Raw genomic sequence first — 21,314 nt, 5'->3', positions numbered from 1 at the left:
TTCCCATTTCCTTCGGGAAAGTAAGACCCCTCAGAGATGATGAGGTAGATAGGATGGAAGTGGAAGTGCCGTGAGGCATGGAGCGGACCATTACTAATCGGTCGAGGACTTAACCAAGGAGCGGTCAGGTTTATTGGGTTGGAAGGAAAAGATAGGATTTAGTTTTGAGAGCACAAGCTCTCGTCCGAAGGGACAAAGAGTGTGGTGATGATGGCTTGAAGGATACACCTGTTCCCATGCCGAACACAGAAGTTAAGCTTCAACACGCCGAAAGTAGTTGGGGGATCGCTCCCTGCGAGGATAGGACGTTGCCATGCGATTGAAACGTGAACCGGTTAAACGATTCGCGTCTTTTCTTTAATGACAGTTTCTGGTATAATTGATTAGGAATTGTTATTATGCTGACTTAGCTCAGTTGGCAGAGCACGTCACTAGTAATGATGAGGTCGGAGGTTCGAATCCTCTAGTCAGCATTATTAAAACTTACAAAGTTTACTAATCCTTGATATATCAACGTTTTACGAAGATGTATCAAGGATTATTTTTGTTTATTTAAGAATATCATGCACACAGCTATGCACACAGAAAAAGTGTGTGCATGTGAAAATTAGATAAAGTCTCTTAAACATTGATTTAATAGGGATAAGGTGACAAAAACCGTGTGCATTTCTTAAAATTGAGCAATCATATATCATTATAACGTAAGTAGTCAATAACAATACGAATTGATTGAAATAGTACGTCAAGGTAGTTTTTCAACAGGTTATGGTCGTGTAGTTAATTTGGTGGCAGCTAGTAGTATGCTAGATATGCGTGGTCATGTAGATATGACCAAGGTTAATCCTGTTTTCTTTGATTCCTTCAGTAATAGCTATTTTGAAATGGGCCCCCGTGTTGGAGAAGCTTGGAAGGAGGGAAAAACTATTAAAGGATGATGAAAAATGAGAATTGGTATTGATAAAATGGCTTTTGCAACAACAAATGATTATTTAGACCTTGTTGAATTAGCAAAAAAACGCGGCGTAGATCCCAATAAATTTACCATTGGAATTGGCCAAGATCTACAGGCAGTTGTTCCACCTACGCAAGATATTGTAACTTTAGGAGCTACAGCAGCAAAAAAATTGCTTACTCCTGAATTAGAAAAAAATATTTCAACAGTAATTGTGGCAACTGAGTCAGGAATTGACAATTCAAAAGCAAGTGCAATCTACATTAAACACTTATTAGGGCTTAGCGACTTTACCCGAACGGTAGAAATGAAAGAGGCTTGTTATTCTGCGCCAGCTGGTATCCAATGTGCCCTTTGGCTTTCTAATGAACGCCAACTGGATTGACATAGTGGTCATCTTGAGCATTGTATTTCCAATTCATTACTTTGTGATTATGAATACAAAAGTCTGTAATATCAGCGCTTATCGTGATATTATAGGCCTTTTTTCGTTAATTAAATGAACAAGGGCGGAAGGATGGTAGATGATTTTTGAGTAATAGAAATGGCTAAATTGCTGGTGTTGCAGAGATAGGCGCGTGTTAAATTTGATTTATTAACTAGGAGATGATTATCATTATAAATATAGAAGAAGTAGTAAAATTATTGAATAACCAAATAATTATTGCATGGGCTCCAATATCTATATCTGTATTATCTATTATTATAGCGGGCTTTAATCATCATACTGATCGTAAATTATCTAAGCGTAATTTTGAAAATACTAAAGAAATGAAAGATTGGCAACGAGAGTTCGATATATATAAAGAAAAGGTGAAACAGCAAGAAAAGGAATCAAATCTTTTACTTAAGAAAATAGAGAGTCGATCTATTATAGCGCCGTATTTTAATCTTATATTAGATAATAGTAAATTAAGGCTATCTAAACAAAACAAAATCATAGGAATTTCTTTAGTAAATATTGGAAAAGAGTCTGCAACAAACGTGAGCTTATGTAAATGGGATAAAGAAGAAGGAATGGATAACTACTTTGTAACAACACCAATTAAGCATTATAATCATTACGTCCATAAATACTTAGATAAGACGTATGCTATGCCTAGAGACAAAATATACTTAGAAGTAATAGTGGATGATAATAATGAAATTATAAGAAATCAAGTCCAATTTAAGGTTCAATACTCAGATTTGATTGGTCGAACTTACGAGCAAGAGTTTAAATTTGGCTATGGTAATGATCGCTACAATAAGGGATTTGATATAGAGAACTATTCAAGAGTTCCTAAGTTAATAAAGGATATTGAATAATAAGGAGTGATAAATTTATGAGCTTAAATGTTGCTGTTTGCGATTGCAAGAAACTCATTGATAAACTATTCGAAAACAAATCAGTTTTTTCAAAAAGAGAATTAACACCAAGTGATGTAGCAATTATTTCCTTATTTTATTCAGCAATTTCAGAAGCTGAGGCGATAAAAGTATTAGTTGATAATAAACTAACGAATGTTACTGATTCTTTACTAAGAACTTTTATAGAACAGGCCGTATATTTTAAATATATCTTTAAAGCAAATTCTGAAAAAAGGGCAAAATGTTTGTTTTTTTATGAAAAAAGCACTTCTTCTTTCAAAGCATTGAGATTAATTAACGAAATAAATAACAGGCCATTGGCTAGAAGTATAAGCGATACTGTAAATAAACAACTTAGAAATGAAACCTCAAAGTCTGCTTGTTTGAAAGAACTTAACAAAACTTTTAAGAATAAATATGATGAACTTTTCCCTAAAGATATATCAAACAAAGAGAAGATAAAAAAGCATTGGTATAATGCAGAACCTGATTTTAAAAATAAAAATTTCTACCAGTTATGTAAGAATATGGACTTGGAAGATTTATATTTAACAATGTATGCTCCTCTTTCGGATAATACTCATGGTGTAGATGGACTCAGAAATTTTACTGTAAATACTAACAAGGGACAGAAGAAAATACAGTTAGTTATAGAACTACCCAGAAAAGACACTGTGCTAGAATTACTTGAATCAACATTAAATCTAATGTTTATAGAGATAGCCAAGTACTATAAAATTATTACTCCAAATAGTTGGGTTAGATCAGTATGTGTAAAAATAAAATGTAATGAATCATTACGAAGATAGATTAGCTGTTGTTCACTCCACGTCACAGCAGCTTTTGGCTATAGTTTCTGACCATGGAATTAGCACAAAACTAGAGTCGAATACTGTCGTACCAATACCTCAGCTATTACAGAACAATGACTCTAATCAGCATTATTAAAACTTACAAAGTTTATTAGTCCTTGATATATCAACGTTTTACGAAGATGTATCAAGGACTATTTTTGTTTATTTAAGAATATCATGCATACAGCTATGCACACGAAACAAACGTGCGCACGAACTTGCGTCGAGAGATTGCTGAAACTATTGAGTTAATAGGCTTTATAAAAGGTTTTTTGTGTGCAAATTATGATTTGAAACATTTAATATAAAAGAGAAAAAACGGGACTTATGTCACAGCCCCTTTAATGAAATTTATTATTTTAATTTTCTTCCATATTGTCAGCAATAATATCAACAGTTAATTGATGATGATTTTCTGGGGTATAAAATTCTTGCTTTAATTCAGAAAGTGTTGTTGTATGTTCAATCATTTTTTGCTTATAAGCTGGTGTATCATTACTATGATCTAATGTCCAATAGGTAACATTATTACCATTAATTTGATATTGAACATCACCGTCAGAACCATAACCAACAGTTTTTCTCCCATTATCAGCAGTTGATAGTTCCATACTTGCAGTATTATTGTCCGATACATCTAAAGTATCGAAGCCATTAGCTTTAGCATAGATTAGAACTGCTTCAGTTTTTTCATCAAGATCAGTTGGAGCTGCTTGTTGATTGCTATTGTTGGTATCATCATTACTATCTAAGTTATATTTTTTAATGACTTTATCAATTTCATCTTTTTGATTGGCGTATTTACTTACTAATTCTTGTTTGGAATAAGTTTTACTACCATTCTTATCACCCATGCCAGATCCATCGGTATTTTCATCGTATTTAACAGTTACGTTATCATTATTGACAATAACGTTTACTGAATGACCAATAGGTAGCATACCTAATGTATATACATTCCCATTCTTTTTGATTTCCATACCACTTTCATCACTGCTATTTTTGGGAGCATTAGCTAATTCAGTTGCGCTTCTTTGAACTAGCATTAAATATCCCATAATCCCGTACTCGTTATTATTAAATCTATCAGTTTGCGGTTTTGCACTACTTGATGATGATTTACTTGTTGCCTTTTTAGTAACTTTAACGCTACTGCTAGATGTATTTTTGGAACTTGATGATTGATTACCACATGCAGCTAAAGACATAGTAACTAAAACTGTGCTGGCAAGAACAATACTCTTTTTCATAAAAACTCCTCCATTATCTTGTAACACTATAGTTGTACTTAGATAATCATAATAGGTGTAATTAAATATAACAAGATAAAAATAATAGCAGGTACTACGAAATTACGAAAATCGTAGTACCTGCTTTATTTAGTAGGATTACTATTCTTTATTTAGGCTTATTAGTCCTAAAACATTTTTAGAAACTTGCTCAGCTTGTTTTTTATTCATTTCGTTTAAAGCTTGCCAAAGTTTCTTCTGGTAGTAGCCCATTTCAGCCTCATCAGTTGAACCATTTGCCAAATTATCCATACTCGTCTTAAGTACCTCCGCTATTGATAGTAGCGTCTTAGCACTGACATTATTAGCAGTTCCAACTTCCAAACGTGAAATATAGTTAATAGATAATCCAGTTTGGTTGGAAAGCTGTTCTTGTGTGATGCCAAGCTCATGACGCCTGGCTCTGATGTTAGCTCCTAGATTATTCATTTTGAAGCCCTCATTTCATTGTTTATTTCTAGGATATTGAAGAAATACTAATAAAATAAGGCACTGTACTTATTGTTTATATCAATTTATACGCATATATAAGCATAAGTACAAAAATTATGTAATTATAGTGGTGAAAGGTGTTATAATTACTCCTGTATTAAGTTGATATATTCAAGAAAAAGTTACGTTGAATACATTATATCTACACTCAATGCAACGTAGCTTTTAGGAAAATTGTAGAATTATCAACGAATTAAATAAAAAAACACCTTCATTCTGAAGGCGGGGGAGTAATTAGTATGATGAAAGAACACATTAATTTCAACACTGTTGCTAAGGAACACAAGAAGCTATACAAGTCAGGTAAGACATGGATGGCTGCCACATTAATGACAGTAGGACTTGCTGGTGGAGCAATGTTAGCAGGAACAACTACTGCTAACGCTGATGAAGTAACACCAGTTCAAAGTGCAGGTACCATTCAAGCTAGTCAACAAGCAACTGATCCAGAACTTGCTAATGCACAATCAGATGCTCAAAAGCAACAATCAACTATTGATAGTGCTAATGCTCAATTAAAGGATCAACAAAACCAATTGAGTGAAGCGCAAGGTCAACAAAGTTCTGCTCAACAAGAACTTGACCAAGCTAAGCAAGCACAACAAGCTGCTACTCAAAATGATCCAGCAGTTAAGCAAGCTCAGGCTGATGTGAACCAAGCACAGCAACAAGTTGATAATCAACAACAAGTAGTTAATGATGCACAAACTGCACTAAACAACGATAGTCAAAACATTCAAAGTGCTACCAGTGCTGTAAGTCAAGCTAGTCAAGCAGTTGACCAAGCACGCCAAACTGCTACAGATGCCATTAACCAAGCTGCAGCACAACAAGCTAATGAAGCCCAAAATAAAATTGACCAGCTTGAAAGCCAAGGTAAGGCTCAAGCTAGTCAAAACTTAGATAATCAGATTAACAATGTTAGTGGTCAAGTAACAGACACACAAAATAATGTAAATAATACTAATTCAAAGATTAGTGACTTACAAGGTCAAGTAAAGGATTTGCAGGATCAAGAAAAGAATACTCAAACTGATCCTAATATTGCTACTGTACCTAATGGGGTAATTGATTATAGCAAGTCATTACTTGAAAATGTCGCACGAGGTAATTTATGGAATTCAGAAAACATGAATGCTGATTCTAATGGAAACCCTGTGGAACAAAATATTTATGTAACACCCGACAATGATAAAGGAAATAATAGCAACTTTAATATGAAACACGGTGTTAATACTTCTCTATCACAATACGATCCTTACTATACTACAAAGTTTGATGGTGTCAATGGGCAAACAGGAATGACTGATGCACAAAAGCAAGAATTAGCAATTCTTATGATGAATCAAATTAATCATGCACGCATGGATCGAGGATTAAAGCCCTTTACCATGACAGAGCAAAAATACAATCAAGCTCAAGTACGTGCTAGTCAACAAAGTGCTAATGGATTAGAACACAATGAAAATGATATTATTTCAGCTTTTGGGCGTGACCAATATGAATGTTTAGCATATATTCCTGCTAATGGTGGTGGAAACATGATGAGGATGTTATTTAATGCAGATAGCACTCTTTCCAATATGCTTAACGCAGATGCAAGTTCAGATTGGGGCCACCGTGAGAACTTCCTCGAAGATACTGGTGATCTAAACTATGATGCAGCATTTGGTTTCCATTATACTTATGATACTAATACTGACAGTTATTTATATGTACTAACTTTTGATTATGATGGTCCTGCACGTAACAACACTCCAAACATGATGGATCGTATTGCACAGTACCAAGCAATGGGACCAATCACGGGTGATGCAAAGACTGTTGATAACAGTGCTAAGATTAATAATTTGAATAATCAAATTACTGACTTACAAAACACTTTGTCTAGCCAAACTTCTAAGCTCCAAAGCTTACAAAGTCAACTTCAAAACTTACAAGCACAAAAAGCTAATGTTCAATTTGACTTGAACCAATTAAGTTCAGACCAACAGACTGAATACAACAATGCTAAGGAAACACTAGCTACAGTAAATGATTGGAAACAAGGACAATTATCTAATCTTGATAGCAACAGTAATGTCCAAGATGCTTTGAACAAGTTAAGTTCAGCTAAGAACAATCTTGAAAGTGCAAAGCAAACTCAAAGTGAAGATGAAGCTAAGTTACAACAAGCCAAGGATGGTTTAGCAAGTTTGAACCAAGTATTAGCTACTAAGAAATCTGCACTATCTAATACAGAGCAAACAGCTAATGCTAGTGCTAATCAAGCAGTTAAAGATGCACAAGCCAAGTTAGACACTATTAATGGAAAGATTGCTGATTTGCAAAATGCTATTGCAACTACGAAGTCAACTATCAGTAATGCTCAAGCTCAACTTGATAAGGATAATCAAAAGATTACGGACATCAAGAACAATCAAAAACCTGCTAAACCTGATACTGGTAAAGATGAAGGTAACAAGAGTACTACAACCCCAACAGATCCAAGCAAGGATGATAACAAGGGTAGTGAAACTACTAACCCTACTGATCCTGCTAAGCCAGATGATGGTAAGAAAGATGATAATCAAGGTACTACTCCAGTTGAACCATCCAAGCCAAGTGATGGTGATAAGAATAATGTAACACCATCTGATCCAAACAAGGATAATAAGGGCAGTGAAACTACAAATCCTACTACACCATCTAACCCAACAACACCTGCACAACCAGATAATGGTAACGCATCAATTAGTGGTCAAGCTGGTCACAAACCTGCTACATCAGATAATGGTAGTGAAGTATCTGATAACACTACTACTAAGCCAACAATTGTATTACCAACTACTGATAAAGAAAATGGTTCAGCAGTTTCTGGTGCACAAGGACAATATACAACTATGACTCGTGAACAATACAAAGCGCAACAAGCTAAATTGCCACAAACGGGTAATAGTGACAGTAAAGCAGTGATTGCATTAGGAGTATTAGCTGGTATGTTTGGCTTTGGATTAGTTACTAAAGGCAAAAAGGAATTTTAATATAGAATAAGTACGTATTGGTTTGATACAATATATCCTTTCTAAAAACAATGGAGAGCTGATTTTGTGTTCTTTCACAGCTTTCCATTGTTTTTTATATAAAATTAAGATGACTAAATATTATTAATTTCTCTTACATGTTCAATCTAAAAATTTTTTTGAATAAATCTTTTTTAATTAGAATAAGTTTGTTGAGGTGAATAACTTCGATAAATTTGATAAAGAAAGGATATAGAAAATGCTTCACAAAAATCTACACGAAACATATATGGTTTCGTTAATCCAATTCTTAAATAATTGGGAATATCTTTTAGTTACGAATGACAAAGCAAAAAAGACAATCACTCTTAAGCGAGGCAACAAAATTGTTGCTACCATATTTACACCTTGTACTTTTGAAAAAACAGATGCTGAAATTGAAAAATTAGAAGCAAACCATCAAGATGACCAATTCAAAATCAAAAAATTAAGAAAAGAAAATGAAATTCTTAAAGCTCGTCTTGAATTGTTAGAAAAATTAAATAGAACTAACAACGCTCCATTTGAATAAACAAAAACACTTAGCGATTTGAGATTGCTAAGTGTTTTTTTTGTTGCTACTAATTTTCTTGTGCTTTACGGTTATTTTCCATTTCGTGGAAGCAGAAATTGATTCCTTTAGCATAATCAATACCTGTACGTTCAAAAACGTTGTCAGTCAAAGGATAGCCATAATAAATACATAGGTTTTCGATCGTGTCTGTGATATTTCCCAAGACTCTAAATGAATCAGCTAAATCAATAATCGTTTTATTTGCTAAGTTAATGCCTTGCTTTTCTAAAAAGGAAGTTGAGCCATAGAAGGTTATAAGCGTCTCTGAGCTATCAAATATCTTTTGGATCTCTTTCCTCGACTCTTCAAATAGAGGCTCCTTAATGAGGCTCTCCGGTATGATGCCGTTGATGTTACTATCCCAATAATCCACTTGTTTAGTATCGAATTTACGGTTGAACAATATTCGGTTATTAGGATCAATAATTGTTAGGCGGATTATTTCATCTAAAGAGGCAGGACCAGTAAGATCAATCCAATAGATCAGTTCTTCATTCTTCATTTTAATCACCTCGACTGGCATTGTAACTCTGATGATTAGTGGAAAGTTGCTTCATTTTGATTTGTTTTTTAATTCTATAAAGAGTTGATTTTGACAAATGAAATTTTAGTTGCGTTTCAGTGTAAGTATGGGCTTGAAGATACTTATATGCTTGCCGGTATAAGGGTGTGATAACACGTTTGTTACGACCGCCAGTATTTAAGGTAGCTTGATACTTCTTCTGTTTGATGGCTTTAGAAATGTTTTGACTACGAAGATAATCAAGATAGTTAAGGTGAGCTAATTGAGAAGCAAGTATCCAATTGCTGGAATCACTATCATCACTTAAATCCATATCACAAGACTCAATTATTAAACCTTTAGCTTCAATAATATGCATAAGGCAACAAAGTTCTCTAACGTTACTATATAGACATGTTAGAGTAGGGACTACTAGAACATCCCCTTCTTGTCCAACAGTGTTAAGAAATTTACGAAGCTGATATCGGTCTTTATTATTTTTTCTAAATACATCAGCAAAACAATTTTCGTGAGGAACTCCCATACTAAGAAGGATGGTAGCTTGATACTTGAAACTGTCCTCTTTACTGATTTTATCTTTTAAGAATCCTGAAACATATCCATATTTAGTCATGGTGATTGCCACTCCTTTTTTATTAGGTAGTAGTAATCTAATAAAAAAATTGACCAGCTTCATTTGAAGTTGGTCAATGGTGGAAGGAATAAGGCATGAAAAATAATATCAAGGGTTAATGATAAAGAGTATATTATTTTGCTACTACTCTTAGTTAAAAGTGCAGATTTTGGTGCAATTTTGATGAAATAGGGTGACACTTAAGGCGATAAATTAACACCAATTCCTTAAACAAAAATTAGGCATAAATTCTTAATATTAAAATAGTGCAGGAAAATGATGCGGATTCAACACTTTTAATTGCACCATACTTAATCCTTACTGGCAGTATGGATTAGGGTTGATTTCCTTGGGAAAATAATGAAATTTAGTGTTACCAAGTAAAATTACTATAAACATTGTCATATCAAGGTTAAGAAGCTAAAAGTGTAAAAGTGCAATTTTCTAGAGAACTCATCTTATATTGATAAATTTTAAGAGAAAAATAAAGAGTAAATAGATAATTAATAGTGTTAATAGTAGTAATTAAAGTAATATATATTGATTCTGATTTCATATTTGCACTTTTACACTTTTCATAAGAAGTGGTAAGTCAATCTTTAACCTTCACAATAACAAAACCGCCAATGAAAAAAGGGTTAATTAGATTGCTCGTTACTGATCTGTTTTTTGATTCTTTGAAGTGTAGAAACAGAAATATTGAAAGCCTTAGAAGTATCTTTATAGGTATGATCTAAAAGGTAGCTATAAGCTGCTTTGTAGTGAGGAGTGATTAATCTTTTTGGACGCCCTTCATGGTAATTTTTCTTATGCAGTCTAGCATATCGTTTACCTTCCTGCGTTCTATCAACGATCATATCCCTTTCCATTTCTGCAACGGCCAAAAGGATAGTTTTAACCAATCTACCAATGGTGCTGTTTTCAAGTAAACCTATATTTAATACATTGAATTTAACCCCTTTGTTCATTAATGGATCAAGAACATTGAGTGCTTCTCTTGTGTTCCTTGCTAATCGATCTAATTTAGTAACGGTAATAGTGTCACCAGGCTTTACTAATTTAATTAGCTTGTCAAATTGTGGCCTGCTAGTAGTAGTTCCAGTGAATTTCTCTGCCAATATTTTATCTACGCCAGCACTCTTTAATTGATTAATTTGATCGGCTAACGATTGTCCCTTAGTAGAAACCCTTGCATAACCAAACTGTGTCATTTTTTATCACTACTTTCTGATTAAAGTTGATGAACACAGTTTAACTCCGCTGTTAGTAGATCTAAAGTCTTATCCAGAAACTTAAAAGTTGATGAATAATTACCCTTTATTTAAAAATCTGATGAATAAAAAACCGTTCTTCGGGCTAGAAGAACGGAAATGTTATCTTAAGAAAAATTTAATAATTTTGTTTATGTTAACTCATTTGTTTTTCTTATTCAAAAAAAGTATCAACGTAATAACAGCTTGAAATCAGCTTTTATAGCACTTTTTAAAGATATAATAATAATTAAAGTTAATTATTATTATATCTTTAATAGGGTGGATTGTCAATCAGGGGCTATTTACTTTTTTTAAATTAGAGGTATTATAATAAATAATAATTAATTAATAAATAATTAATTATTATTATTTAAATCAAAAAAAGTTTTCATGTTACCACCGGCCAGTGAAACAGAAAACTTCAACATTAATTTAACCTTCTTAACAGTTAAAACTGGAAAGAATATATAAATATACTCACTTACCAATGTATATTTATATACTATTATTATAACCTTTATTATAAATAAAGGCAAGTTTAGTATACCCTTTTTCAGTTTTACTGTTTTGAAAAAACTTGGAAAGGGGTATTTTCTTTTGGTAAAAATTAAAAAGAAAAATGGGATTATGTATTGGCCTAGTACGCCTAAGTTCCTCTTAATGGCAGAACAGTTGCATTTAACGCCAGATTTTAATCATCGGCCAGAAACTATGGATGAAGAGCACGAAAATATTAAATTATTGCCTCCGCAGTTACTATCATCTTTGGTTGCGACGGGACCGTATGAAGGTTATCAAAAGGAACGACTTAATTTTACCAACAATGGTATTTACCAATATGTAAAGTGCATAGCACGTAATGTAGCTCAAATTGATGTCCACTCGTTACTACCAACTATGGCTTATCAATTAGGATTATTGGATGAAGGGCATAAAAAATTATTTTTGGAAAAAAAGGAAATTGAGGCGGATACTCATTATCCTAAAAATAAACGATTGGTTGCAAAAAGAAAAAGAATAAAGCTTCAACTAAATAAGTATTGCTCAACAATTGGGGAAACGAAAGTAGAACACAGCGTTAATCGTTTTAAGGCTATGTATAGTGGAATGAATATGGTCTTCGATATGCTGAATTATTGGGGACTATCCAATGTAATCAATTGTGTTAACGATGGATTTATTGTTACTAACTTTAATGAAGAGAAATTTGAGCAATTTAAAGAAAAATATAGCAAGAAAATTAAGTATCTAACATTTTCAATTAAGCAATATGATTATTGTCTTGTAAAAAATGATTTGGAATACCTTCTTATCAATAACGATGGGGATTATAAATGTCGTAATCGTCAATTTGGGCAAAATAGTGTTTACGAATTGTTGACAGGCAAATCACTTAAGTATGAAACGGTTAGTTTTGATGGAAAAGCATTGTTGGAAGCAGAACGTATTGAAAAAGAGGCTATGGAAGTATGCAAGAATTTATTTTTGAAAACCAATCATTAAACGGAAATGTCAAACCTATGAAAAAGATTTCCAAAAAATTGGATGAAATATTAGAAGATGCAGGTTTTTTAGACGTTAACAGTAAGACATTTAACATGCATTACTATACTTTTTCAATTGATAAAAAAAGCAGTAAGAATGTTAAGTCTTACATTAATGAATTTACAAAAACATCATTACTTAATCAAGTTTTTGTGTCTAAAACTAAGATTGATGATCGAATTAACCTGTTTGGACAAACTATAGTTGCAATTGAAATTGATGATATTGATGAGTTCTTAAAAAAACATCCCAACTATACTTTAGCTAATTTAATACCAGTTACAATCGAATCTATTAATGGAGATAAGATTGATGAATGGTTAGATAATTTTATTGAGAACAATAAAATTAACTTAGTTAAAAATATTTACTTTTATAATGAATTGGCAATGGTATTGCAGATATGGGCTGTTGAACATGATATGGATGCTAATAATTTAGTGAAGCAACTCTATAATGCTGTGAAATATAACACGTTGAGGAAGCAAATTATTGCTGAAAAAGTGTATAACGATCCTCAAACAATTCTTGTGGGTAATCAGCTTATGGTACTGAATGAGAATCATATTTATACTGCAGAGCCAACTGTTGTCAATAACGTTATTGATAAATATTTGCCTAGGGCAAAGTTTGATAATATTATGAATGCTCGGAAAAATGTCCATGCGCAATTATTAAATTCAAGGTTTAAAAATGAAGTATTAGATGATGGTTTTAAATCACAAAATCAATCCATCATGATTAAACCGAATGGTAATATCCAAATTTCATCGCCATTAGTAGGAAAAATGGAAAACCATGTCAATGTTGATTACATTGACATGGAGAAGAATTCAGAATTGAAAAATAGTGAAGAGTATAAACAAGTAATCCAATTTCTAACTCATATTAGCGGTGGTAAATTAGAACAAATATTATATATGCTTGGTTTTATTCCATTGCAAAACACGGGTATTGTAGCTAAAGCACGGAGTTTCTTCATCCTATTAGGAGTTCCTGGCGCTGGTAAAACTGTCTTGGCTAGTTTGCTGGAGAAAGTTTTTAATAATCCAGAAAGCAATTCTTCATGTATCTTGGTCTCGGAACCCAATGTAAATAAGGCATTAACAGATCCTAATCTAATTGATGCTAATGATGTCAAAAAAGGACAGCTTACGTTATGGTTTGACGATTATCAAACCAATTCACAAAGTAATGCTATTTCCTATAAAACTGGGACTACTATTAACGGGATCACGAGTGGTAAGAGGGTGTCTGGAGCAGCCAAGTTCAAACAGTACCATGATGTGAAGTTACCATCATTAATTGTGATTGCCACTAATGTGTTGCCACAAGTTCGCCAGTTAGGAACAGCAGATCGAGTGTTTGTATTTAACTGCAATAACAAGTTATATGATGATGTTGAAATTCCCGATGAAGATATTGCAGCTTGGCTTAATAATCAAAAAGTTCAAGAAGTGATATTCTCCTTAATTATCAAGTATGCGTCTAAACTTGTGACGATGAGCAAACGAGATTTGGACTTGATTTTCAGTGAAGAGAATTCTGCTCAGAATAGTCTATCTAACATTAATTCATCGCTTTTAGAGTTTCTTGAAGCTCAACATATTACATGTCCTTTTGATCTAATTGGAATGGGAACAAGTACCTTATTTGAAGCTTATAAGGATCATACTCATATGGTTGCCGCGTCATACCGTACATTTAAAGATCAGATAAAATCATTGGGGCTTGATTTTCAGAGGAAGCATTTTAAGGGAAAATATTATAGTAACGTTATTGTATCAGGCAATAAGGTTCTTGATAACAGAAAAATGAAAGATATGTTCACGAGATATGACGCCTTACCAGATAGATTATTCAACTATAAAATGTCTTCTGATATGTATACGTTACAACATTGGCATGAAAATTTTGCAATTTACAGAGAAGAACAAAGCAAAAATAAACAAGTTTCTAAACTCTTTGTTCCTTTTAATTTTAATGAATAATGTTAGGAGAAAAAATAATGGAATATCAAACAAATCAAGCAATTAATGTTAAACAAGAATTATTCTTAAAATATTTTGTCAAGGTAAATGAGATGGGTAATGCTAAACAGTTACCAATTAATGTGATTAATGATGATCACTACATTGTTGGTATGTATTACCCCATTAATGCTAGCGATAAATTAAATAAAAATATTGATGAATTGATTAGAGAAATTCGAAAACTAGAAAACTATCAAAACCATAAGAGAACTAGGAAATAAATAGGAAAATAAGAATTAATGATGCTCTGCATTACACAGAGTTATAATCCAAATCATAAGGAGGAGGCTGTTATTTATGTTTGGAAAAGAAATTTTAAATGGAAAACAGCTGTGTGAAAAACTTGGAATTAGTACAACAATTTTATATCAATTAATAGACAATGGTATGCCATATCATCAGTTAACAACAAATAGTAAGAAGTATTATATTATTGATGAAATTGAGCAATGGCTGTTACAAGCAGGCTATCATGCACATACCGTATGGGTAAAAGATTAAGTTTATTTTTACAAAGCTATGGAAAGTTTATAAACTTTTCATTGCTTTTTTATCAAGGAAGCTGAGGATATTAAAATGATTAAGAAAATGACGACTGGAAGACATAAAGGAGAGTACCAAGTACGTATTCAGCCTATTAATAAAATCACCGGTAAAAGGGAAAACTGGCCAGTAGATTATGCTTCTAATCGTTCGACTGCTAAGGCATTAGAAAGACAGATGTGGGCGGACTATGAAGAAGGAATGCAGCTAGCGGATGGTAATGCAGTCTTTGCAGAGGAATTTCGAAAGTATATCAACCGCAAGAAAAATACTATTTCACCTGTTACGTATCGTGACTGGAATAATTCGGCTAATGAATTTGAAAAGTATTTTAAGAATACCAAGATCAAAGATATTAGTGAACGATTAGTTGAACAGTTTGCTCGTGATTTTATTCGTAAGCATAAAGCAACCGTTGGACGTGCAACGGTAATTGATCATCGTTTAACTCATATGAGAAGTTTCTTTAATGAATTAATTGGCAAGGTAGTAAAAGAAAATCCAGTACCTGAACAATATTTGGATAAGTTTTTTCGTAAGAACGAATTCAGTGTTAGAAAACAACGATACCTATTTACAAATTTTGAACTTGAATTAATTAAAAAGCAGATTCAAGGTGCTCTAAATCATACTACGATAGATAAGTGGGGAACACGTTTAGCACTTTGGATCGATCTGGAAACAGGAATGCGCCCAGGCGAGATTCAAGCTTTGAAATTTAATAATCTTATCACAGAGGATGGGTATACTACTTTCAAAATTAATGATAGTTGGTCAGATTATGCTCGTAAATTTAACGGTACCCTTAAAGCGCGTCCAAAAGGATATTCGCGATGTTGTTTACCAATTTCGCAAGAATTAATTGACTTTATTGATACTTATAAAAAGGAACAAAAGAAATTTTTGAAATACCATGGATTGACTAATCCTAAAGGCTTAATCTTTCTAAATCTTCATGATTATAAGACTTGTGCGAATAATATACCTATCACACAAAAAAGCATGAATGAAATGTTAAAGAAGATTTGTGGTGAGTTGAATATCAGTGGTAATGGATCGCAATTATCGATGTATTCTTTCCGACACACACTATGTACTAAATTAGCAAATAAACCAGGGATATCCTACCCTTGGGCAGCTGAAAGAATGGGGAATAGTCTTTCGATTTTCATGCGAGTATATGTTAAGGCTGACCGGGATGTAAATCAGAAAATGATGGATAATTGGATGAGATAAACTTTATAGTAATTAAAAATAGTCATGAAAATGATGGCTTTGTGGGAGCTGTGCACATATCTAACTATACTATTAACTTTTTATTTTATAAATCAAATAGTGGACTTCTGATTGTATATACTTTACAATGAATTTGTATATACAAAAAGGAGCTGATTTATATGGTAGTTAAATCTTTAACGAAGATCTTTCAATCTGGGAATTCTAGTGCTGTTAGATTAAATAAAGATGTGATGGAAGCTGCTGGGTTTAAAGCTAATGATCCAGTAAAAATAACAGTCGATAAGCAAAATGGAAGAGTAATAATTAAACAAGATTCATCCAATAAAAAATATCATGATAATTTTTCAGATTTACTAAACCAAAGTCTAAAAGAAGATCGGGAAATTTTAGACTTCCTAAAAGATAAATAGTTATGAAATATTTAACAGAAGATGAAGTTATTGAAATAAATCGTCGAGTTATTAATTTAGCAGGCGAAGGATCAATCGGAGTACTTGATTCAAATGGCTTAAACAGTGTAATAGAAGCACCTAAACAGGTATTTTTTGGGCAAGAAGCATACCCAACTATTTGGCTTAAAGCAGCCTATTATTTACAAAAGATCACTAAGAAACATATTTTTGCAGATGGTAATAAAAGAACAGCACTAGAATCTGCCAAAACATTTCTATTATTAAACGGTATTAAATTGAAATTTTCGGGAATTGAAGTAGGTAAATTTATTATTCGAGTCACTAATTCACCTGATTCAGAAGAAGTAATGCTAAAAGTTGCCCAGTATTTAAAAGAACATCAGATAATAGATTAGTTTTTGTGATTAAAGATTAAATCGACTACTTACTTGTACAGCGAGAAAATCATACAAGTCATTGAAAACAGAAATCTTGTATATTAAGAGAGAAAATTTTAAACTTTAGTTAGCCACTTATAATGATATTTATTGTCGTTATAAGTGGCTATATATTAAAAAGGAGTATTCAGATAATAATTATTTAAGTAGTAGAATTAAAAAGAATTTGATCTTGCTTAAAAGTTGGTAGGATAAAGTAATATAGATGTTTTTGTCACTTAAAAATTTAATTGAGGAAGAGACTATGAATGATAATACAGTCAAAATTTTGGATCTAGATGCTAAAAAAGCGAGAAAAGCGTTTTTGTTACCTAAAAATTACTTTAATTGTAATTTGCCAGAATATTTTGATTTTACTCTGATATTAAAGGAAATAGATAGGGTACTGAGAAAAAAGAATAAACAGCCGGACACACTGCTTGGAACTCTTAACGGGGAATATGGGGTAAAAAAGGATTGTCTGGATGAACAGTTAAAAAAAAGCGAGGATATACATATAAACCTATATTTAAATAAAAATGGCGAATACGATTGGCGAAAATTACAAATCGTAAATCCATACTTGTACGTTAGTTTGGTTCATTTAATAACCCAGAAGGATAATTGGAGTAAGATTCAAAATAGGTTTAAAGAGTTTGATGATGAATGTGGATCAGAGATTATTTGTACCAGTATCCCGTTTATAAAAAAAGATGGGAGTAATGCAGAAAGTAAAGATGAAGGTATCAATTGGTGGAAATATTTTGAGCAAGAAAGTCTAAAAATGGGACTCTTCTATAAGTATTGCGTACAGACGGATTTAGTAAATTGTTATGGTGCGATTTATACTCACACCATCGCATGGGCGTTAGAAGGGAAGGAGGAAGCTAAAAAAATAGAGGAAAAGATGCACTTTTAGGAAATAAAATTGATTCTAGTATCCAGAAAATGCAAAATGGACAAACTAATGGAATTCCTCAAGGAAGTAAGGTTTTTGATTTAATAGCAGAACTAGTATTGAGATACTCAGATTCAAAATTAGTTAAAAAATTACATGCTGAAAATATAGAAAGACCTTTTAAGATTTTACGTTATCGAGATGATTATAGAATATTTGCAAATAATAAAGAAACATTAGATAAGATAGTAAAAGAATTATCCTTTATATCTGCTGAGTTAAATATGCATTTTAACAATACTAAGACTCGATTAAGTACGGATATTATTAGTAGTTCCATCAAACCAGATAAAATGTATTGGGTAGATTATGAATCATTAATGAAGTCCTCAGAAATATCTGATCAAAAGAAATTATTAATGATATATAAATTAACAACAAAATTTCCTAATACTGGAAGTGTGAAAAAAGCTTTAATAGCTTTCCGGAAAATATTACGTAGAAAATATAACATAATTCTCGAATACTATAGTTATGCTTATATATTTAGTATTTTTAAAGCTGCTAATCCTCTAGAGGCAGCTCAAAATATATTTGGTGAAATAGTAAAAGAAAAAAGTCGAAATTATGAAGTGGGGGATTTGTTTCAACTATGTAATTCTATCAATTCTCGTTTTGGTCAAATTGAAACTTTCGAAGTTGAAAAATTAAGGAAGAAACTTAAATCTTGTATCAATAAGAATAGAAATAGTAATAATCAATTGTCATTAAGAATTGTTAATGAATTGTTAAGAGGAAATATTAGTTTTATTCAAGCGCTTTTTAAGAAATCTTTTTATAGCATTTCGGAATTAAAAGATTCTTTTGAAAAGTATTTTGAAAATGGTAATAGCAATAAATTTATACAAGAAGAATTTGAAACATTAATAAATAAACAGCAAAATGATTATCATCAGATTGCTGCAATTTTGACTATGATTGGAGTACGTTCTCCTAAACATATTGATACAGTTGTTAGTTGTTTGAGTGTATTATGTGATACTTTGAATGATAAGAAAGATAAAAAATTTTTTATTGATAATGACATGGTAGCATTTAATGAACGATTGAAGAATATGCCCAATTCAGAATACATGCAATTATGGATGCAAAGATTCTTCCTTGGTAATTCGGTTTTAGAGAAGTTAATCGATAGCGGTAACAATAAATTACTGAATGCTGTAAGCCAGGGGGGAACAGGGTATGATTTTTGGAATATGGAATGGTTAAATGAAATAGATAGAGATAATAACCTTAGAGTAGATGCCTCTATTATAAATAAGCATAAACTTGAAGAAGTTAAATCAATTATTAAGATAAATGAAGAAGATGATTATGAATAACAGTAGGTGGTTTCTTCTTTAGAAGAATATTAGGAATGAGATATAAATGGGACATGTACGTAATTTATTAAAGCAATTAATTCAAGAAGGTAAAGCTAGACAAGTCGGTAAGTCTGTCAATACTAAATATGAAAGCGTCAAAAATTTATATGGAATAAAGCCATAATAATCAATATTGCTTAAAGATTTACCGATAAGTTCAGCATTAAAATATGCTTTGTGATTAAAAATGAAAACGACTGTTTACAAAAATTTCTACCTATATAAATTACGTAAAGATTGAATGCACACAATATTGCACATAGATTGATGAAAAATCTAATCAGAAACCTAATATATAAGAGATAAAAAGGGAAAACCTCTGAGCTTCTAGTCAGCATAGTGAAACCTTTGATAATAACGTTTAGCGTTGTTATCAAAGGTTTTTTGTGTTGATAATGCTTTTAATAAAGCTGAAAATCCCGGTTCTACAATATCTGGTGTTGATATAGAAATATTACTTTCTATACCAATATCAGATTTTTTGTTTTTAAACTAAAAAAGAGGCTCGCCCTCTGATACAATGAAATCGCCAAATCACATAGTAAAGAAGGTAACCTCCATGGATAATGATACTAGAACTCTCCTCAATTTAACAGACCCTCACTTAAATTTTCCTCATCATTGGCTTAAATATAAAGTAATTAAAAATGTTCACGTGGCGCAAATGTCCTGTACCCTTTCTTATACGCCGAGAGCTTGTCCAAACTGCGGGGTTATTAATCGCGGTCAAATCTTAAAATATGGGTTTTATCAAGCTAAACACAAATATGGTCAATTTAGGGCTCAGCCATTGGTGTTGCTCGTTAAAACCCAACGGTTTCAATGTCATGACTGTCATACAACATTTAATGCGACTAGTTATCTCTTTGAAAAGCAACGGACGATTAGTCGTGATTTAAGGCGTGAAGTTGTTCTTCGATTAACTCGGATTCAAACAATTAAAGATATTGCCCATGATTTATTTATCAGTGAAGCTTCAGTTCAACGGGTCCTTTTGGACCTCGCTGATCAATATAAACCAAATTTAAACTATCTACCGGAAACGCTATGTATTGATGAATTTAAGTCAATGCGGAGTGCTAAAGGTAAGATGAGTTTCATTGCCGTTGATGGTGATCGAAGTTGCTTATTTGAGCTTCTTGAAGACCGTCGATTATGTAGTTTATTTAAGCACTATCAACAGTTTACTCGTCAAGCTCGTTGCCGGGTGAAATATCTGGTGATGGATATGAACGCTGCTTATGATCAACTAGTTAAGACTGTTTTTCCTTGTGCGCAAATCATCTATGATCGTTTCCATATCGCTAAACATCTTAATGACACGATGAATCATGTGCGAATTCATGTCTTCAACCGTTTACGCAAAGGTGATTCAGCGGAGCAGAAACAAGCACGGCGTCTTAAACACTATTGGCGCTTATTCCTCCAAGATCGAGAAAATTTAAGTACAAAATTTTATTATGAAGGACGCTATTTTAACCGCGTTGTTAATTCTGTTATGATCTTGGATTTAATGTTAGCGTGTGACCAAGAGTTAGGTGCTACCTATAATTTTATTCAGTCCTTAAAGCGTGCATATAATCAACGTGATTTTACAACTTTCTTCCAATTGCTTAACCTTCGACCAGACAGTGTTAGTCATTATACAATCCACCGTTGTCAGGTATTAGCTCATTATAAAAAGGGGGATTAAATGCGGCTTTGAGACTAAGTTTTCCAATGGCCGAACAGAAGGGATTAATAATCGAATTAGGACTATCAAACGAGTTGCCTGCGGTTATCGCTACTTCACGGCATTTAAAACTCGGATTTATTTAATTATTGGTCACCAAATTCAAACCAATTAAAAAGAACCGCCATGA

General features: G+C 32.5%; 18 protein-coding genes, 1 tRNA gene, 2 rRNA genes and 2 pseudogenes. 18 read left to right on the top strand and 5 right to left on the bottom strand.

All coding sequences use genetic code 11. The features are described from left to right. The 6 genes and pseudogenes from CBG10_RS01715 to CBG10_RS01690 form a co-directional block, all read left to right on the top strand. Window positions 1-117: ribosomal RNA gene (locus CBG10_RS01715) — 23S ribosomal RNA — on the top strand; the annotation flags it as partial. 83 nt (window positions 118-200) lie between these two features. After that, a 5S ribosomal RNA gene (gene rrf, locus CBG10_RS01710) occupies window positions 201-317 on the top strand. A gap of 83 nt (window positions 318-400) precedes the next feature. Next, a tRNA-Thr gene (locus CBG10_RS01705) sits at window positions 401-473 on the top strand. A 468-nt stretch (window positions 474-941) separates the two neighbouring features. Further along, window positions 942-1,304: pseudogene (locus tag CBG10_RS01700) on the top strand (hydroxymethylglutaryl-CoA synthase); the annotation flags it as partial. 293 nt (window positions 1,305-1,597) lie between these two features. Beyond that, complete coding sequence (locus CBG10_RS01695) at window positions 1,598-2,260, top strand: hypothetical protein (RefSeq protein WP_143452371.1); 663 nt, start codon at window positions 1,598-1,600, stop codon at window positions 2,258-2,260. Between the two features lie 17 nt (window positions 2,261-2,277). Beyond that, window positions 2,278-3,111, top strand: a complete 834-nt coding sequence (locus CBG10_RS01690) for a DUF5677 domain-containing protein (protein WP_094511450.1) — start codon at window positions 2,278-2,280, stop codon at window positions 3,109-3,111. Between the two features lie 404 nt (window positions 3,112-3,515). On the opposite strand, the gene CBG10_RS01685 is transcribed toward CBG10_RS01690, so the two are convergent. After that, complete coding sequence (locus CBG10_RS01685) at window positions 3,516-4,406, bottom strand: Lreu_0056 family protein (RefSeq protein ID WP_094511448.1); 891 nt, start codon at window positions 4,404-4,406, stop codon at window positions 3,516-3,518. A gap of 141 nt (window positions 4,407-4,547) precedes the next feature. Next, a complete protein-coding gene (locus tag CBG10_RS01680; protein WP_094511447.1) occupies window positions 4,548-4,874 on the bottom strand; it encodes a helix-turn-helix domain-containing protein in 327 nt (108 codons plus the stop codon). A 302-nt stretch (window positions 4,875-5,176) separates the two neighbouring features. Between CBG10_RS01680 and CBG10_RS11110 the strand changes: the two genes are divergently transcribed. Beyond that, window positions 5,177-7,960, top strand: a complete 2,784-nt coding sequence (locus CBG10_RS11110; RefSeq protein ID WP_094511446.1) for an SEC10/PgrA surface exclusion domain-containing protein — start codon at window positions 5,177-5,179, stop codon at window positions 7,958-7,960. A 238-nt stretch (window positions 7,961-8,198) separates the two neighbouring features. Continuing rightward, the gene (locus CBG10_RS01670; protein WP_094511445.1) at window positions 8,199-8,510 is read left to right on the top strand and encodes a hypothetical protein; all 312 of its coding nucleotides are present in this window, start codon (window positions 8,199-8,201) and stop codon (window positions 8,508-8,510) included. 49 nt (window positions 8,511-8,559) lie between these two features. Here CBG10_RS01670 and CBG10_RS01665 read toward each other — a convergent pair whose 3' ends face one another. The 3 genes from CBG10_RS01665 to CBG10_RS01655 form a co-directional block, all read right to left on the bottom strand. Beyond that, window positions 8,560-9,054 carry a 3'-5' exonuclease family protein gene (locus tag CBG10_RS01665; protein WP_094511443.1) on the bottom strand — a complete coding sequence of 165 codons (495 nt, stop codon included), beginning with the start codon at window positions 9,052-9,054 and terminating at the stop codon, window positions 8,560-8,562. A gap of 1 nt (window position 9,055) precedes the next feature. After that, window positions 9,056-9,688 carry a recombinase family protein gene (locus CBG10_RS01660; RefSeq protein WP_094511442.1) on the bottom strand — a complete coding sequence of 211 codons (633 nt, stop codon included), beginning with the start codon at window positions 9,686-9,688 and terminating at the stop codon, window positions 9,056-9,058. Between the two features lie 638 nt (window positions 9,689-10,326). Further along, window positions 10,327-10,899, bottom strand: coding sequence for a recombinase family protein (locus CBG10_RS01655; protein ID WP_094511441.1), 573 nt, complete (start codon window positions 10,897-10,899; stop codon window positions 10,327-10,329). 639 nt (window positions 10,900-11,538) lie between these two features. Here CBG10_RS01655 and CBG10_RS01650 point away from each other — a divergent pair. From CBG10_RS01650 to CBG10_RS01605, 10 genes and pseudogenes are all read left to right on the top strand, one after another. After that, entirely contained in the window at window positions 11,539-12,444 is a 906-nt protein-coding gene (locus CBG10_RS01650) for a hypothetical protein (RefSeq protein ID WP_094511440.1), read from the top strand. Beyond that, entirely contained in the window at window positions 12,411-14,477 is a 2,067-nt protein-coding gene (locus CBG10_RS01645) for a hypothetical protein (RefSeq protein WP_094511438.1), read from the top strand. Before CBG10_RS01650 ends, CBG10_RS01645 begins: the two co-directional genes overlap by 34 nt. 17 nt (window positions 14,478-14,494) lie before the next feature. Beyond that, window positions 14,495-14,740: a hypothetical protein gene (locus CBG10_RS01640; protein WP_225361550.1), complete on the top strand. Its 246-nt coding sequence runs from the start codon at window positions 14,495-14,497 to the stop codon at window positions 14,738-14,740. 76 nt (window positions 14,741-14,816) lie between these two features. Next, window positions 14,817-15,020 (top strand): helix-turn-helix transcriptional regulator, encoded by a 204-nt coding sequence (locus tag CBG10_RS01635; RefSeq protein WP_065867605.1) that lies wholly within the window; start codon window positions 14,817-14,819, stop codon window positions 15,018-15,020. Window positions 15,021-15,095: 75 nt separating this feature from the next. Beyond that, the gene (locus CBG10_RS01630) at window positions 15,096-16,298 is read left to right on the top strand and encodes a tyrosine-type recombinase/integrase (RefSeq protein WP_094511435.1); all 1,203 of its coding nucleotides are present in this window, start codon (window positions 15,096-15,098) and stop codon (window positions 16,296-16,298) included. A 161-nt stretch (window positions 16,299-16,459) separates the two neighbouring features. After that, a complete protein-coding gene (locus CBG10_RS01625) occupies window positions 16,460-16,711 on the top strand; it encodes an AbrB/MazE/SpoVT family DNA-binding domain-containing protein (protein WP_094511434.1) in 252 nt (83 codons plus the stop codon). Between the two features lie 2 nt (window positions 16,712-16,713). Further along, window positions 16,714-17,109, top strand: coding sequence for a type II toxin-antitoxin system death-on-curing family toxin (locus tag CBG10_RS01620; RefSeq protein ID WP_094511432.1), 396 nt, complete (start codon window positions 16,714-16,716; stop codon window positions 17,107-17,109). Between the two features lie 286 nt (window positions 17,110-17,395). Then, entirely contained in the window at window positions 17,396-18,049 is a 654-nt protein-coding gene (locus tag CBG10_RS01615; RefSeq protein ID WP_094566555.1) for a hypothetical protein, read from the top strand. Between the two features lie 29 nt (window positions 18,050-18,078). Then, on the top strand, window positions 18,079-19,410 hold the full coding sequence (locus tag CBG10_RS01610) for an RNA-directed DNA polymerase (RefSeq protein WP_094511429.1): 1,332 nt from the start codon (window positions 18,079-18,081) through the stop codon (window positions 19,408-19,410). 601 nt (window positions 19,411-20,011) lie between these two features. Beyond that, window positions 20,012-21,299: pseudogene (locus CBG10_RS01605) on the top strand (ISL3 family transposase). Window positions 21,300-21,314 lie beyond the last annotated feature (15 nt).

This window comes from Limosilactobacillus reuteri (genome assembly GCF_002254085.1).
Lineage (GTDB): Bacteria > Bacillota > Bacilli > Lactobacillales > Lactobacillaceae > Limosilactobacillus > Limosilactobacillus reuteri_K.
Note: the sequence above shows the minus strand (reverse complement) of the source record. Positions and strands in the feature narration are given on the sequence as shown.

Excerpts from the sequence above, each read along its gene's own strand:
- CBG10_RS01670 (WP_094511445.1), top strand. The coding sequence starts at position 8,199 with ATGCTTCACAAAAATCTACACGAAACATATATGGTTTCGTTAATCCAA.
- CBG10_RS01690 (WP_094511450.1), top strand. The coding sequence starts at position 2,278 with ATGAGCTTAAATGTTGCTGTTTGCGATTGCAAGAAACTCATTGATAAA.
- CBG10_RS01610 (WP_094511429.1), top strand. The coding sequence starts at position 18,079 with ATGCAAAATGGACAAACTAATGGAATTCCTCAAGGAAGTAAGGTTTTT.
- CBG10_RS01640 (WP_225361550.1), top strand. The coding sequence starts at position 14,495 with ATGGAATATCAAACAAATCAAGCAATTAATGTTAAACAAGAATTATTC.
- CBG10_RS01620 (WP_094511432.1), top strand. The coding sequence starts at position 16,714 with ATGAAATATTTAACAGAAGATGAAGTTATTGAAATAAATCGTCGAGTT.
- CBG10_RS01625 (WP_094511434.1), top strand. The coding sequence starts at position 16,460 with ATGGTAGTTAAATCTTTAACGAAGATCTTTCAATCTGGGAATTCTAGT.
- CBG10_RS01635 (WP_065867605.1), top strand. The coding sequence starts at position 14,817 with ATGTTTGGAAAAGAAATTTTAAATGGAAAACAGCTGTGTGAAAAACTT.
- CBG10_RS11110 (WP_094511446.1), top strand. The coding sequence starts at position 5,177 with ATGATGAAAGAACACATTAATTTCAACACTGTTGCTAAGGAACACAAG.
- CBG10_RS01615 (WP_094566555.1), top strand. The coding sequence starts at position 17,396 with ATGAATGATAATACAGTCAAAATTTTGGATCTAGATGCTAAAAAAGCG.
- CBG10_RS01630 (WP_094511435.1), top strand. The coding sequence starts at position 15,096 with ATGATTAAGAAAATGACGACTGGAAGACATAAAGGAGAGTACCAAGTA.
- CBG10_RS01665 (WP_094511443.1), bottom strand. The coding sequence starts at position 9,054 with ATGAAGAATGAAGAACTGATCTATTGGATTGATCTTACTGGTCCTGCC.
- CBG10_RS01645 (WP_094511438.1), top strand. The coding sequence starts at position 12,411 with ATGCAAGAATTTATTTTTGAAAACCAATCATTAAACGGAAATGTCAAA.
- CBG10_RS01685 (WP_094511448.1), bottom strand. The coding sequence starts at position 4,406 with ATGAAAAAGAGTATTGTTCTTGCCAGCACAGTTTTAGTTACTATGTCT.
- CBG10_RS01660 (WP_094511442.1), bottom strand. The coding sequence starts at position 9,688 with ATGACTAAATATGGATATGTTTCAGGATTCTTAAAAGATAAAATCAGT.
- CBG10_RS01680 (WP_094511447.1), bottom strand. The coding sequence starts at position 4,874 with ATGAATAATCTAGGAGCTAACATCAGAGCCAGGCGTCATGAGCTTGGC.
- CBG10_RS01655 (WP_094511441.1), bottom strand. The coding sequence starts at position 10,899 with ATGACACAGTTTGGTTATGCAAGGGTTTCTACTAAGGGACAATCGTTA.